Origin of the sequence: Candidatus Effluviviaceae Genus I sp., from assembly GCA_016867725.1 — a bacterium.
Lineage (GTDB): Bacteria > Joyebacterota > Joyebacteria > Joyebacterales > Joyebacteraceae > VGIX01.
The window spans coordinates 1-14,668 of sequence record VGIX01000040.1 but is presented as its reverse complement, the minus strand read 5'-3'; the positions used below and the strand labels follow the sequence as shown (position 1 = coordinate 14,668).

The following is a 14,668-nucleotide window of genomic DNA, read 5'->3' as shown; positions in this document are numbered from 1 at the left end:
GACATGTTTGAGTCTCAACCACCTCCCTTCGCACACCGGTTCCCCCCGCCCGGATGGGCCCCATGCAAGTTGCACGCCTGAATTATACGATACTTGCCGATGGCTGTCAAGAAGAAGGTCAGACCGCCGAGATAGGATTACGCAGACATGGAGAACCGGCTACCGGTCGCCCTGTGTGAGCGGAGCCTACTTGAACATCGCCTTGAGCGCGCCCCAGGAGAGCGGGGCCACGGGGTTCGCCGCGACGATGGCCGTGTAGGCGGCGTCCTCGTCGTCGCGGGGCGCGGCGCCGGCCTCGTCGAGCACGGCCCGGAGCGCGGCCTGGGCGGTCATCTCGGCGACCGAGGGGGCGGGGAGCCTGACGGTGGTCGTGCCCACCACCTGGCAGGCCGGAGGGAGGGTGTTGCCCGCGATGTACACCGCGCCGACGTCGGCCATGAGGACGAGCGCGTCCTGCGCGTCGCTGCGCGGCCCGACGACGTAGCTGTTGGCGACGATGTTCGCCGACGCGCCGTTCCGCAGGCGCGTGCCGTAGTTCCCGGCCCAGTCGTAGATGACGTTGTTGACCATGTCCACGGCGGTCGCGTCGTCGAGCTGCGGGTTCCTCTCGTCGCCCTGGACGAAGAGGTTATGGTGGAGCGACAGGCGCGAGACGCCCGTGCGGATGAGCGAGTTCTTCACCGTCTGCGCGAGGATGCACCACTGGACCGTCACGTCGTGCGCGCCGTCGGAGATGTCGAGGTTCCCGTCACCCGCGCGGCGGAAGGAGCAGTGGTCCACGACGACGTTGTACGCGCCGTCCCAGATGCGGAGGTTGTCGCCCGTGCTCGGGTCCGGGGCGTCGCGGAACCGCAGGTGCCGGAGGATGACGTCGTGGCCCTGCTTGACCTCGACGAGCGGGCCCGTGACGCCGGCGGCCCCGGTGATGGTGATGCCGGGCGCAGGCGCCGTGGAGGCGTCCACGGTGATGTGATGTCCGGAGACGCGGATCGTGGCGGCCAGGGTGATCGTGCCGCCGACGGCGAACGAGATGTCGCGGTTGGACGACGAGAGCGCATCGCGGAGCGTGCCGGGGCCGGAGTCGGCGAGCGAGGTCACGGAGTAGGTCGCGCCGCCGGCGCCGCCGGGCGTGTCGGCACCGAACCCCTCAAGAGGGCGGTCGCGGTGCGCGCTTCCGCAGGCGGCCGGGGCAAGCGCGATGGCAAGCGATGCGAAGACGATGGCCTTGAGCGACAACCGCATGAACGGCCTCCTGGGCGCATGGCGCAGCTCGTGTCCCAGCCCTGGGGGCGGGACACGGTAACACTTCCTGCGCAGTTGTGCAAGAAGCGCACCAGGGTCGCGGGCGGCGGGCGCCTGCGACCTGTCGTGCACGTCGCCCTGGGGCTCGCCGGGGTCCAGCTCGCGCGGCACTCCGCGCGATGATACGATGTGCCGGCGCCGGGGGGCGTTCTGCCCTCGTTTCAGAGGGGACTGCCGTGAGACTCGCCATCCTCGCAGCGCTCGCGTTCCTGCTAGGGGCATCGCGCGAGCCCGCGAGCGTCATCCGTGTGCCGGGCGACGTCACCGAGATCGGCGCCGCGCTGGCGTCCGCCGCTCCCTTCGACACGGTCCTCGTCGCCCCCGGCAGCTACCATGTCAACCTCGAATGGCCGGCGACCGCGGGGATCAAGCTCCTGAGCGAGGCCGGCCCGAACGCGACCGTCCTGGACGCGCGCAGACGAGGCTCCGCCATCGGCATCTACACGGGTGTGGACTCGACCACGGTGGTTGCGGGGTTCACCATCCGAGGCGGCTGGGTCGAGGGCTACTGACCCTGGTGCTCCGGCGGCGGGGTCCGCTGCCTTGAGTCCACTCCGCTCATCACGGACTGCGCGTTCACCGACAACCACGCCGAGAACCAGGGTGGAGGATTCCACTCGGTGGGCGGCGCGCCGGTGATCCGCCGCTGCCGCTTCACCGCCAACAGCGCCGGCATGGGCGGGGGCGCGTACTTCCTCGGTGGGACGCCCGTGGTTACCGACTGCGAGTTCGAGGGCAATCTCGCGCGCGGTTCCGGCGGGGCCATCGCCACGGAGCTCGTCGCCGGCATCATCGTGCGCCGGTGCCTGATCTCGGGCAACGAGGGAGGGACGGGCGGCGGAGTCTGTCTCACCACCGGGCCCGCCACGATCGATGACTGCGACATCGTCGGGAACACGGCGTCCTTCGGCGGCGGGCTCGTCGTGATGAGCGCGTGGGACGTGACGGTGGCGCGGTGCGACGTCTCGTTCAACTCCGCGGCGGTGTCCGGGGACGGCGTCTATGTCTCCGATGCGTTGAACCTCACGCTCTCGTCATGCGACATCAGCGGGAACGGCATGGGGGTCTTCGTGCAGGGCACCCCGTCCGCGCCCATGCGCGCCTCGATGAACTGGTGGGGCGACGCGTCCGGTCCGTACCATCCGGCGCTGAACCCGGGCGGTCTCGGCGACCAGGTCACCGACCACGTCGAGTTCGTGCCGTGGGCTCTCTGGCCGGGCGGCGAGACTCTGCCGGCCGGCGTCGCGTTCCGCTCGATCTCGCCCAACCCGTTCTCTTCCTCGACGGCGATTGCGTTCTCGCTTGACGCGCCCGCGAAGCTCCGGCTCGCGGTGTACGACGCCGCCGGACGGCTGGTGGCGGTGCTGCACGACGGCCTCCACGCGGCGGGCGTCGGCGATGTTCCATGGAACGGCCGCGACGCGCGCGGGGTAGCCGCGTCGTCGGGCGTGTACTTCGTACGGGCCGCGGCGGAGGGGAGCCGCGCGCTGTCACGCGCCGTGCTCGTCCGCTGACCCCAGGATGTGAGGCGGCGATTGACCGCACCGCGAGAACCGGCGAGCCAGTGCTCCCGACTCCGCCGCGCCGCGCTCGCCGCCGGGTCCTGCGCCCCATCGGGCGGGAAAGACCTTGACCAATCCCCGTCGCGTGGGGTATAGTCCCGGCAGCAACAGGGGCACGTACGGTCGGCCAGCAGCATCGGGGCCGCCCTGACGATAGATGAGCCGGCGATCCGTGAGGGAGCCGGTCACCTGCCTGAGGACCCGGTCCTTCGCCGGAGCGCCGCTCCGGTCCGAGGCTGCCCCGCTTGCATGAGCGGGGCATCTTCGTTCCAGGCGGCCGGCGGACACGCCGACGCGAGAGCTGCCATGGTCAAGACCTCTTACGAGATCGTCTCCGAGCTCCGGAGCAGGAAGCGCGTCTTCCAGTCGACGGGCGGGCTCCCGTCGAAGGACCGCATCGCGCCCGCGACGGAGCTTCTCATCGAGAAGGTCGTTCTCAGGGACGGCGATCGCGTGCTCGACTACGGATGCGGATACGGAGCCGTGGGCATCGCGCTCGCCGACGCCGCGGCGGACCTCGAGGTCCACATGGTGGACTCCGACATCCGCGCGGTGAGGTTCGCGCAGCGCAACGTGCGCGCGAACGGAGCGAGGAATGCGCACGTCGTCCTCGACCACACGCTCAACCGCTTCGCGAACGGTCACTTCGACATCATCACGATCTCGCCGCCGGCGGACGCGAGCGCGGAGGCGGTGTTCGAGATGGTCGCGCGCGCGCAGCCGAAGCTGCGCCACGGAGCGGCGCTGTACGTCGGGGCGAAGGCCGCGCGCGGCGCAAAGAGCCTCATGCGGAAGCTCATCGAGACCGTCGGCCCGGCGAAGGTGGTGGCGCGGGCGAACGGCGACTGGGTGATACGCACCGAGCGAAGTCCGATCATCCCTCCGCGGGACGACGACGCGCCGCCGCGCGAGCGCCTGATCGAAGAGGAGCTGCGGGCGAGGAAGTACCGGTTCCGCGCGGGCGCCGGGCTTCTCCCGGGCGGACGGCTGGACCCGGGCACGCGGCTGCTCATCGAGGCGATGGAGCTGCGTCCGCGCCACTCGGTCATCGACGTCGGGTGCGGCTACGGCGCCGTCGGGATCGTCGCGGCGCACCTTGCCTCAGTGGGCCGCATCGTCATGGTGGACTGCGACGCCCGCGCGTTCGAGTGCGCGCTCGCCAACGTGCGCTCGCATCACCTCAACCACGCGCGCAAGAACGGAAAGCCGCGGGTCGAGGTCATCCTCGGCGACCGCTTCGACGCCGTTCCGGGCGAGCGTTTCGACAGGGTGCTGTCGTGCGCGCCGCCCCACGCCGGCAACGACGTCCTGTTCCCGCTCGTGGACGACGCATACCGCCACCTCCGCGTGCACGGCCGGCTCTACCTCGCGGTCGTCCGCTACACCGCGGTCCGGAAGCACATCACGAGGGTCTTCGGCAACTGCCGCATCGCCGCCGAGTCCGGGCGGCACGTCGTGCTCGTGGCCGAGCGGACGACCTAGCCGAGCGCGCCGAAGGACGCTCTGTCCATCGGGAAGATCACGGCCTGCTTGATGGACGGAAGCCCCATGAAGGACTGGATGAGCCTGGCCACGCCGAGCCCGAACCCGGCCCGCTCCGTCGGCACCGCCTCGAAGAGCGACAGGTACCGCTCGAACGCGTCCTCGACCGCGCGCTGGTAGCGGCACGTGAGGTCCTCGACGGTTGGCGCGGCCTCCGCCGCACCGGGGTCGCCGCCTGCGACGTGGTGACCGTCACGCCCCACAAGCATCCGGACCCTCGCGGACTCCGCGGCCCTGTTCATGAGGTGGCTGTACATGGTCCCCGTGTGCAGCCTGCGCCGGAGGATCTCAACGTCCGGCTCCCGCAGCGCCCCGCCGAAGGTCTCGCCCGAGAACGGCAGGATGTAATCCACGCACTCGACGACCGCCGGGTCCGCGCGGCAGACCTTCATGTTGAAGAACTTGATGCCCTCGGGGAAGTGCGTGACGTGGACCGGCAGGCCGCCGGCGTAGTCGACCAGCGCTGCCTCCTCCCGGTGGCCGAGGTCGTCGCCGAACCGGAGGTCGAACCCGCGCCGGTTGAGGATCGCGACGGCCTCGCGGTAGGCGATCCGCGGATGCTCGGCGCTCAGCATGCGGCAGAGCCGCTCCTCGCCCGCGTCCCCAACGTCCTCGGACGTCAGGCCTGACGCGGCGTCCTTGAGCAGCCTCTCCTCGAAGTCACACAGCTCGTCGAGCGTCATGTCGCGCTTCTCGATCTCGATGAGCTTGAACTCCGTCAGATGCCTGTCGTCGAGCTTCCACTCCTTGCGCAGGCTCTCGCCCTCGCAGTACACGGCCGAGAGGCCGCCTGCGACCATCTCCTCGAGATAGAGCTGGCCCGTCTGCCGCGGGAACGCGAGGAGGCCGAAGTAGTCCATGCTGAACATGGAGTCAACCACTTCGCACGAGCCTGTGGCGGGGGTGAGCTCAGGCACGGGGATCTCGACGTATCCCTCGCGCCGAAGGAAGTCGCGCACGCGGTGGACGACCCTGTTGTGGATCGCCACGCGCTTGAGGACGGAGGGGGTCCGCCCTTCGCGCTCGCTTGCGGGGACTGCCACGGAAGAGGTGGGGTCGGAGGCATCACACACTGCGGGGGCGACAACGTGGTTCGACATCGCGGTCTCCTTTCGACGCTCACGGGCGTCGGTTAAAGGAATCGCGGCACGCTACTCGGGCGGCCCCGCCGTGTCAAGCCCAAACAGTGGTCGCCAGGATGTCCGCCTTGAGTGTTGACCGCAAGGCCGGCCGATGGTAGGATGCCGAGGTTGTGTTCACTCCGGGGCTCCGGGCCCGTGGGCGCGCCCCACTCGGGCGCGGCCCTCGACCCCGGTGCCCCGGGAGACGTAGGCGCAGTCGCAGTGGGGAGGGTGAGATGGCGAGTTCGGTCAATGAGTTCATGGCCATGATCAAGGCCAAGAACCCGGCGGAGCCTGAGTTCCACCAGGCCGTCCACGAGGTGGTGGAGTCGCTCTGGCCGGTGCTCGAGAAGCGGCCGCACTACCGCAAGGCGAAGATCCTCGAACGCATCTGCGAGCCCGAGCGCGTGATCGTATTCCGCGTCCCCTGGGTGGACGACAGGGGCGATGTCCAGGTCAACCGAGGGATCCGCATCGAGATGAACAGCGCCATCGGCCCGTACAAGGGCGGCCTCAGGTTCCACCCGACGGTGAACCTCGGCGTCCTCAAGTTCCTCGCGTTCGAGCAGGTGTTCAAGAACAGCCTCACCACGCTCCCCATGGGCGGCGGCAAGGGCGGTTCCGACTTCGACCCGAAGGGCAAGAGCGACAACGAGGTCATGCACTTCTGCCAGAGCTTCATGAACGAGCTCTTCCGGCACATCGGCCCGAACACCGACGTTCCGGCCGGCGACATCGGCGTCGGCGGGCGGGAGATCGGGTTCCTGTTCGGCCAGTACAAGAAGCTCAGAAACGAGTTCACCGGCGTTCTCACGGGCAAGGCCCTCAACTGGGGCGGCAGCCTCATCCGTCCCGAGGCGACCGGCTACGGCGCGGTGTACTTCGCGGCCGAGATGCTCGGCACCCGCAACGAGACGCTGAAGGACAAGGTCTGCCTCGTCTCGGGCAGCGGCAACGTGTCGCAGTACACCGTCGAGAAGCTCCTCGATCTGGGCGCGAAGCCCGTCACGGTCTCCGACTCGTCCGGCTACATCTACGACGAGGCCGGCATCACGCGCGAGAAGCTGGCGTTCGTGATGGACCTCAAGAACGTGAAGCGCGGCCGCATCAAGGAGTACGCGGAGAAGTACAAGGGCGTCGTCTACACGCCGGTGGACGCGAAGCTCGACCACAATCCGCTGTGGAACCACAAGGCCCACTGCGCGTTCCCGAGCGCGACGCAGAACGAGATCAACGGCAAGGACGCGGCGAACCTCCTCAGGAACGGCGTCTATGTCGTGTCCGAGGGCGCGAACATGCCGACGACCCCGGACGGCGTGAAGCAGTTCATCGACAAGGGCATCCTCTACGGTCCCGGGAAGGCCGCGAACGCCGGCGGCGTCTCGACCTCCGGCCTCGAGATGAGCCAGAACAGCCTCCGGCTCTCGTGGACCCGCGAGGAGGTGGACCAGCGCCTCCACGGCATCATGAAGGCGATCCACAAGGCCTGCTACGAGACCTCGAAGGAGTTCGGCACGCCGGGCAACTACGTCAACGGCGCGAACATCGCCGGGTTCCTCAAGGTCGCCAACTCGATGATGGACCAGGGCGTGGTGTAGCGGCGGCGACACGGCCGGCCGGCGTTCGACCGGCCACGGCAACGAAGAAGGGGGTTGGCGCGGTGCCGACCCCCTTCGTTCTGTTCGCCTGCGGCCGCCCGATGTCGGCGCGGCGCGAGCGCGGTGCGCCGCCACCCGCAGCTAGCCTGTCTTCTCCAGGAGGATGAGCCTGTTCTTCGGCGCCGTCACCGCGTCGTGCCCTGCCTTGAATGCGGCGTAGTCGGCGACGCCTATCCTCCGCGAGCGTACCGTGATCTCCTGGCGCCACACAACGGCGCTCCGGGCCTGGTCCCACTCGCATGCGAGCCGGAAGTCGGCCACGGCCGTGCTCACGGACACCGGCTTGGGCAGACTGACGACCTGGTAGCCCGCCGGCACGGCGAGCGTGACCTCGAGGCTGCTGTCGAGCTCGCACGGGTGGTCGAACGGGAACTTGCGCTCCGCGAGCGTGGGCGCGACTCCGGACGCGGCGAAGTCGTGCGGGAACGGCGGCACGCGCACGATCATCATGTCTCCCTGCGCGACCGCGAAGTCCGGCGCGTCGATCGTCTGCTCCACGCGGACGGGCGCGGTGAGGTCCCGGAGGTCGGACATCGAGTGGGAGACGTGCCTCGCGCCGGACGACAGCGCGTTCGCCGCGGAGTCGAAGACCTTCTGGACGTCCGACGCAGGAGCGTCCTTGAGGAGTCTCCGCGCCTTGCGGTCGAAGTAGCCGGTGAGATCGCACGACGCCGTCACGACGGCCGAGCCGTCCGGCCGGACCGAGGCGTTCAGGAAACGGCGGGCGGCGCTCTCCTCCGGCGCGGGCGGCGGAACGGCAACACGCTCGCCCGTGCCGTCGTCCTTGACGACCAGGGCCGTGTTCCCCGGGCCGTAGCGGAGGAACCCGTAGGCGACGTCGTCGAGCATCGGGTCGAGGAAGCGATAGGCCGGGCCGTCCGCGACGGCGACGAGGATGCGATCGAACAAGCGCAGCGTGGGGACGTTCCCCAGCACGGCCGAGACGTCGGCCGATGCCCGCTCGGCCGCGACCGCCGCCGGCCACGCGTCGATACCGGCGGCGCGCAGCATGCTCACGAGGAGCACCGCCTTGTCGCGCGTGTCGCCGTACCTGTTGGTGAGGACGACGGAGGCGTCGTTGGGCTCGTAGCCGCCGACGCCGAGGTTGAGGTGCACGCTCCGGACGCTCGTCGCCGCGTCGAGGAAGAGCGCGCGGACCTTGTCCTCGCGGCCCGCGAGGCCGGCGGTGGCCTGCGCGACCCGGTCGGCGACGGGACCGTCGGTCTGGACGTGCGGGAAGAACGCGCTCGCGAAGAACGCCGCCGCCTGGTTCCACGACCCGTAGCTCGTGTAGATGACCCGCGGGTACAGCTCGCCGGCCGGCGGCATGTTCTCCTCGGGGACGAGGCCAGGGAAGCCCTTCGTCGAGAACGACATCTCGTCGCGCTTCGTCTTCCTCTCGATCCGGACCCCGCTCACTGCGCCTGGAAGCGCCGCGGTCTTCGGCTCCGGCATCCCCGGGGGATACCGCAGCGTGAAGACGGCGTCCAGCACGGGGTCGTCCATCCCGAGGAACTCGATGCCCGAGAAGCTCCCGTCGCTCGCGGCGCGCCTGGTCTCCTCAAGTTGAAGCTCCATGGTCGCGCCCGGGCCCGCCACGGGGAAGGAGATGACCTTCTCGAGCACGTTGGCGTACATCGTCGCGCCCTGGAGGAACGCCGGCGTGACGTCGTTCACCGCGTCCTTCTCGACCTCGACGGACCTGCCCGTGGACCTCGTCGTCACGCCCTTGAGGACGGACAGCGCGGCCTCGTCGCTGTTGTAGAGGAAGGTCCGGTTGCTGTACTTCTCGCGCCCGCGGAGCGTGAGCACCTTCGTGAGCGAGTTCCTGAGCGCGCGCATCGAGCCATCCGCGGCGACCTCGACGGTGTCCTCGAGTCTGAGGAAGACGGCCGCGGCGCCCGGGTAGGCGTCGTCGGGAGGCGCCTTCGCGATGAGCTTCTGCACGGACTGGTCGGTCCACTCGCCGGCCGCCGGAGCGACGGCCACGGCCGTCACCGCAAGCGCTGTCAGGATGAGGAGCGCGTGTCTCATCTAGCCCTCCCTCTTCAGGATGACCTCGCCCTTGGTCGAGCGGGAACCGAGCCTCGCGGCCTCCTTGAGCGCGAGGTAGTCGGCGGGCGACACCTCGTGCGAGTCGATCCCGAGCGCGCGCCGATACCTCACGACACCGGGCCTCCCGGGCGGTCCGGGGACGAACTCGTACTCCACGGAGAGGCTGACCGCGCCCTGCCGGAAGTCCACCGCGTCGGGGAAGCTCTCCACGTGAAGCCCGGCGGGCACCTCGATCTCCGACGACTCCTCGAGGCCGAGCGTGGTGCCCAGGGCCATCGCATGCTTCCTCTCGGCGAGCCCGGTGAGGCGCCCGAGCAGCGCGTCGGACAGGAAATCGAACGCCCCCGTCGCCGCCGGCACCCTGAACAGGAGGAACGGCGAGGCGTCGAGCGCGTAGTCGGCGATGCTGTAGGAGGCTGCCACCGTGAGCGGCGTCATGAGATCCTCGGGGTCCGTCATGGAGAAGGACGTGAGCTGAGCCGCCGGATGGACCGCGTGCACGTTTTCCTCCCACATCATGCGCAGCTGCTCCACCTTGGCGGCCTTCGCGATCGTCCGGAGGATCTCCTCGTACATGCCGCGCCCGGTCACCGTGACGGTTCCGGCGATCGAGAGGTCACCGCCGAGCGCGCACCGGTCTGAGATGACGCCCGAGTTCTGCGAGGCGGGGAGATGGGGGGCGCGACGCAGATCGTGGCCCTCCTCCGAGATGACGAGCACCCAGCGGTCGCTCGGGTAGTTCGCGTACACGTCGCGGCTCGTCTCGACGGTCGGGTCGATGTAGCGGAATTCGCCGTCCGGCCCCTTCACGGCGACGATGCCGTGCTCGAAGTAGATGCTCGGCACCTCCGGGTCGGTCTCGCGGTTCACGTTGATGAAGACGGTCCAGGCCGGCACGCCGATCTCGCCGAGCATCGCGACCATGAGGACGGCCTTGTCGCGGCAGACGCCGTACTCCTTCTCGATGGTGTACGCCGCGGTGTGCGGCTCCAGGAACGCCCCACGGTCCATCGCGACGCCCAGGTAGCGGACGTTCTCGAGGATCCAGTAGTGGATCGCCCGCAACTTGTCGTCGGTCGTTGTGAGACCCTCAGTGACTTCGGCGACGAGGGCCTTCACCGTGTCCTCCGCGACGCACTTGTCCTCGGTGAGCCTCCACGCGATGCGCGAGAGGTCGGGCCAGGTCTGCACGGTCGAGACGACGATCCGACCGACGATCTGGGCCGGCGAGACCATGCCGGGTTCGCGATCCACGCGCGGCAGGTTCGCGGCGCGCCAGACGTACCGGGTGTTCGCGCCCTCGGTCGCGCGGGTGAACGCCGCGTCCACGCCCTTCACGATGTGCCTGAGCGGCTTTGAGGTCGGGCCGACGATCGTGACCGTCGCCTCGCGCACCGGATCGAAGGCCTGAAGGATGAGCAGGGTGTTGAACTCGCTCTCGAGGAGTGGCTTCGAGTTCTGCAGGACGAGCGTCTCGACCGCGTCGCCCACCTCGAGGTTCGGGAACACGATGGTCTTCTCGCGGAAGTCGGTCTCGTAGATGTCCATCGCGCTGATCGCGGGCGGCGTGCCGTCCGTGATCAGGTCAGGTCCGACGGGCACCTCGGTGCCGTCCTTCTTGATCACGCGCGCGGCGAGAACCTCGACCCCACCGTATCGCCGGTGGTACATGAAGGACGCGTCGGCGTTCTCCTTCAGTCCCTGATCGGTGAGGACCTTGGTGAGCGAGTGCTCGTACTGCCTGAACGCGCCCGTCTCGTCGAACTCGATATGCGTGTCGTTGACGATGACGACGGCGTTCGCGTTGGGGTAGGCCTCCGGTCCGCCGACGCTCTCCATGAGGCGCACGGCGTCCGCGATCTCGAGCGCCCTCGGCTGCGCGGCGGCGAGCGCTGGGATGAAGGCGAGCGCGAGAGCCAGCACCACCGACGCGATGGGTGGGATGAACGCGGTCCGTCTCGGCGCGAGTCGCATCACGGCTCCTTTCGTGTGCCCGGGGCGGGCAGGCGTTCGCCCGTCCGCCCCGGATGCACCCTGTTCGGCCTTCCGCTCCGGTCAGCGCGGCTACCGTGCTTCAGGCCGCTGGCTCACTTACACGGCACGCGAGTATGCATTCTGCGGCGGCCGGGCGCAAGGCCGAGGTCCGCGGCCGGGCGCTCTGGCCCCTTGTCCGACCGCCCCGTTGTGCTAGTATGCTCGTGTGCGCGCCGAGGGGGCCGGGCTGATCGCGCTCCCGCGGCGCCCGGTCCTTCAAGCCGAGCTCAGGAGGCTGTGATGTTCAGGATCTCATCGCAGAAGACCGCGAGCGTCCCGCTCGTCGTCGCGCTGTCGGCGGCGGCCGCCGCGAGCCTCATGCCGGGCGTCGCGGCGGCGCAGCCGGACGGAAGCGCCGCAGCGCTCACGACCCCGGCGGCGCCGCCCCCGGGGCCGCTGGCGTTCGACGTGCCGCTCTACCCCTGGTACCTGCGCGAGGTGACCAACCTCAAGGCCGAGTTCATCCAGGTGCTCGCGGCAGAGGTCATGGCGCTTGGGGAAGCCGGCATCGAGGGAGACGTCCAGAGCATCGCACAGGGGGCGCGCGCGTTCTCGGGCGTGGGAGAGCGTCTCGTCGCGGCGATGGCAGCGATCGGGAACGCCGACCCTTCGTTCGGGATCCCCGACGTCTCCCAGCTTCTCCCGGTCGAGGGCGCCGTCCGCGACACCATCTTCGGGTTCGTCGCGTGGCACGAGTCCAGCGCGAGCGAGAGCAGGAAGACCTCTGCGACGCTCAAGCGACGCGTGGGGCGCCTCGGCGCGCTCGGCGCCTCGGCGGGCAGGATCGGAACGGCGCTCAGCGCGCGATCGGACGCGTCGAAGGCGGCGATGAGCCGCGAGGAGTACGAGCCGATGGCCAGCGCGTGGCTCGACCTCGATCGGCTCGTGTCCGAGCTCACGACGGTTGCGGACCAGGCCCAGGAGGAGGCGTCGGCGCTGGGGGACCTTGCGGTCGCGCTTCGCGCACAGAGCCCGTCCGCCCTCGCCCAGCCCTGGGCCGCCGTGAAGACCATCACGGACGACGCGCTGCGGTGGGCGAGCCAGGTCGACGGCTCGGTGGACGCGCTCCTCGCGGCGAACGCCGTCTTCGCCGACCTCACGACCGCGCTCCGAACGGCGGCCGCGACGCAGCAGGCGCTCGAAGCGGTCGAGGTCGAGGCGACCGGGGTGGCGCACATCCCGTGGACGGTCCTCAGGGACGACGCGGAGCTTGTGGTCTGGCTGAACCGGCAGGTGCTCGACGAAGGCAGAACGGCGTACCCCGCGGAGACGAAGCGGCGCATCGGGGCCGGCCTCGCGCTCGTCGTCGAGGCCGAACGGCTGCTGGCGGAGCGCGCCACCGAGTACGCGTCCGCGGCGGTCGCCGGCGCGGCGGACAGGCTCGAGGACCACTACAAGGCCGTTGAAGGGTATCGCAAGGAGGACTCCCAGCGGAGGCGCGACGAGGCCGTCCAGCGGGCGGCTGTCAGGATGCGGAACAACATGCTCATGCAGTCCGCGTTGCTCTCCGCCCGCGAGTCCCGCGCGGCGCTCGCGGCCGGCAGGTCGGCCGCGATGCCGATGTCACGCTACGGGCAGGACGCCATCGGGCACTTCAGGAACGCGTGGCTCCACGCGCTCAGCAGCGGCGACGCCGCTCTGCGGGCGCTCGCTGCGCCGGACGGAAACTAGATCGACGGGGAACGGAAGGTCCGGCTCCTGCCGAATCGGAGCGTCATGATCAGGGGTGTCTTCTTCGACGCGGGGAACACGGTCGTCTTCCCCGACTACGACATCTACCGGGACATCGCCGTCGCGGCGGGCGCGGGCGCCGGTGTGCGCCTGGACGACGTCGTAACGGCGGAGGCGCGGGCGCGGACGGCGTTCGAGCGCGCCGTCGCCGAGTCCTCGAACGGGGGCGTCATCCGCTACTGGTCGGTGTACTACACCCCGTTCTACGAGCGGCTGGGCGTGCCGGCCGACGCCCTGGCCGGGGCGATCGAGCGGACCCGCGCGGCCAATGACGAGGGGCTCGGCATCTGGAAGGTGCCCGTCGAGGGGCTCGAGGACACCGTCGGCGCGCTCAGGCGCCGCGGGCTCGCGGTCGGGATCGTCTCGAACTCCGATGGGAGGCTGGAGCGGCGCCTCGGCGAGATCGGCATCCGTGACCACTTCGACTTCGTGATCGACTCGGCCGTCGTGGGCGTGAGCAAGCCGGACCCCGGGATCTTCAGGATGGCCCTCGGTCGCGCGGGCCTCGGCGCGGCGGACGTCGTGTACGTCGGCGACTACTACGAGGTGGACGTCGTCGGCGCGCGGGCCGCGGGGATGGCGCCCGTGCTCTTCGATCCCGTCGGCGCATACGGCGCCGTGGACTGCCCGGTCGTGCGGAGGTTCGGGGACGTCGTGCCGCTCGTGGACTCGTGGATGGAACGAGAGTAGGGGGGATGATGCCGGGGCTGCCCAGGGTCGTGCAGATCGTCATCAGGATCTTCGTGCTCATGTTCGCCATCATCATCCACGAGGTCGCGCACGGCTGGATCGCCGAGAAGCGCGGCGACCCGACGGCGCGCCGCCTCGGCCGCATCACGCTCAACCCGCTTCCGCACATCGACCTCTTCGGGAGCATCGTCATCCCGGGGTTCCTGATCCTCACCGGCTCGCCGTTCGTCATCGGCTGGGCGAAGCCCGTGCCCATCGACATCCGGCGGTTCCGCGATCCCCTGCGCGACTTCGCCGTGACCGCGCTCGCGGGCCCCGTCGCGAACCTGCTCCAGGTCATCGTCTACGTGGCGCTCTACAAGCTGGTCGTCGCGCAGAACGGACCCGTGTGGCTCGGCTACCTCGGGTTCGCCGGGGCAGCGATCAACCTGTTCCTCGCGTTGTTCAACCTGCTTCCGATCCCGCCGCTCGACGGCTCACGGCTCGTGGCGGCCTCGCTCCCGACGCGCATGGCGATCGCGTACCTCAGCATCGAGCGCTTCGGGTTCATGATCATCTTCGCCCTCATGTTCCTCGGCGTCCTCGACCCGGTCTTCAACGTCTTCTGGCGGCTGTTCCTCGCGATCGTCTCCTAGGCCGCGCGGCGGCGGGCGCCCGGGGAACCGCCGCCCTCCGCGCGCATCTGAACACACGATGGCCATGGGCAACCACACACCCGACATCGCGGCCACCCTGGACATGGTGGGGTACTTCTGCCCCGAGCCTGTCATCCGGGTGAACGAGGAGATCGAGCGCGTCGCGGTCGGCGAGGTGCTCGAGCTCCTGGCTGACGACCCGTCCTCCGAGTCCGATGTCCGGAGCTGGGCGAAGCGCGCCGGGCACGAGCTCGTCTCGGTCGAGAACGACGGGAGCGTGTTCCGGTTCCTCATCAGAAGGAAGGCATAGGTGCGACCATGACGGAGAAGAAGCGCAT

12 protein-coding genes are annotated in these 14,668 nt (G+C 69.7%); 8 read left to right on the top strand and 4 right to left on the bottom strand.

All coding sequences use genetic code 11. The features are described 5' to 3' along the window. Positions 1-186: 186 nt before the first annotated feature. Entirely contained in the window at positions 187-1,242 is a 1,056-nt protein-coding gene (locus tag FJY74_08165; protein ID MBM3308285.1) for a hypothetical protein, read from the bottom strand. A 236-nt stretch (positions 1,243-1,478) separates the two neighbouring features. Here FJY74_08165 and FJY74_08160 point away from each other — a divergent pair, with 236 nt between their 5' ends. The 3 genes from FJY74_08160 to FJY74_08150 all read left to right on the top strand — a co-directional run bounded on the left by FJY74_08160 (position 1,479) and on the right by FJY74_08150 (position 4,346). Then, positions 1,479-1,814 (top strand): hypothetical protein, encoded by a 336-nt coding sequence (locus tag FJY74_08160; protein ID MBM3308284.1) that lies wholly within the window; start codon positions 1,479-1,481, stop codon positions 1,812-1,814. 108 nt (positions 1,815-1,922) lie between these two features. Further along, a complete protein-coding gene (locus FJY74_08155) occupies positions 1,923-2,816 on the top strand; it encodes a right-handed parallel beta-helix repeat-containing protein (protein MBM3308283.1) in 894 nt (297 codons plus the stop codon). A 354-nt stretch (positions 2,817-3,170) separates the two neighbouring features. After that, entirely contained in the window at positions 3,171-4,346 is a 1,176-nt protein-coding gene (locus FJY74_08150) for a methyltransferase (GenBank protein MBM3308282.1), read from the top strand. Here the strand turns inward: FJY74_08150 and FJY74_08145 are convergent. Beyond that, positions 4,343-5,506, bottom strand: coding sequence for a hypothetical protein (locus FJY74_08145; GenBank protein MBM3308281.1), 1,164 nt, complete (start codon positions 5,504-5,506; stop codon positions 4,343-4,345). The two genes, FJY74_08150 and FJY74_08145, sit on opposite strands and share 4 nt — an antisense overlap. Positions 5,507-5,763: 257 nt before the next feature. Here FJY74_08145 and gdhA point away from each other — a divergent pair, with 257 nt between their 5' ends. Then, positions 5,764-7,125 (top strand): NADP-specific glutamate dehydrogenase, encoded by a 1,362-nt coding sequence (gene gdhA, locus FJY74_08140; protein MBM3308280.1) that lies wholly within the window; start codon positions 5,764-5,766, stop codon positions 7,123-7,125. A 141-nt stretch (positions 7,126-7,266) separates the two neighbouring features. Here gdhA and FJY74_08135 read toward each other — a convergent pair whose 3' ends face one another. Continuing rightward, a complete protein-coding gene (locus FJY74_08135; GenBank protein MBM3308279.1) occupies positions 7,267-9,219 on the bottom strand; it encodes a DUF3857 and transglutaminase domain-containing protein in 1,953 nt (650 codons plus the stop codon). After that, positions 9,220-11,214 (bottom strand): DUF3857 domain-containing protein, encoded by a 1,995-nt coding sequence (locus FJY74_08130; protein MBM3308278.1) that lies wholly within the window; start codon positions 11,212-11,214, stop codon positions 9,220-9,222. A 300-nt stretch (positions 11,215-11,514) separates the two neighbouring features. Between FJY74_08130 and FJY74_08125 the strand changes: the two genes are divergently transcribed. From FJY74_08125 to FJY74_08110, 4 genes are all read left to right on the top strand, one after another. Then, positions 11,515-12,945 carry a hypothetical protein gene (locus tag FJY74_08125; protein MBM3308277.1) on the top strand — a complete coding sequence of 477 codons (1,431 nt, stop codon included), beginning with the start codon at positions 11,515-11,517 and terminating at the stop codon, positions 12,943-12,945. Between the two features lie 45 nt (positions 12,946-12,990). Beyond that, positions 12,991-13,695: an HAD-IA family hydrolase gene (locus FJY74_08120; GenBank protein MBM3308276.1), complete on the top strand. Its 705-nt coding sequence runs from the start codon at positions 12,991-12,993 to the stop codon at positions 13,693-13,695. Between the two features lie 5 nt (positions 13,696-13,700). Then, entirely contained in the window at positions 13,701-14,330 is a 630-nt protein-coding gene (locus FJY74_08115; GenBank protein ID MBM3308275.1) for a site-2 protease family protein, read from the top strand. A 64-nt stretch (positions 14,331-14,394) separates the two neighbouring features. Beyond that, entirely contained in the window at positions 14,395-14,640 is a 246-nt protein-coding gene (locus FJY74_08110; protein ID MBM3308274.1) for a sulfurtransferase TusA family protein, read from the top strand. Positions 14,641-14,668 lie beyond the last annotated feature (28 nt).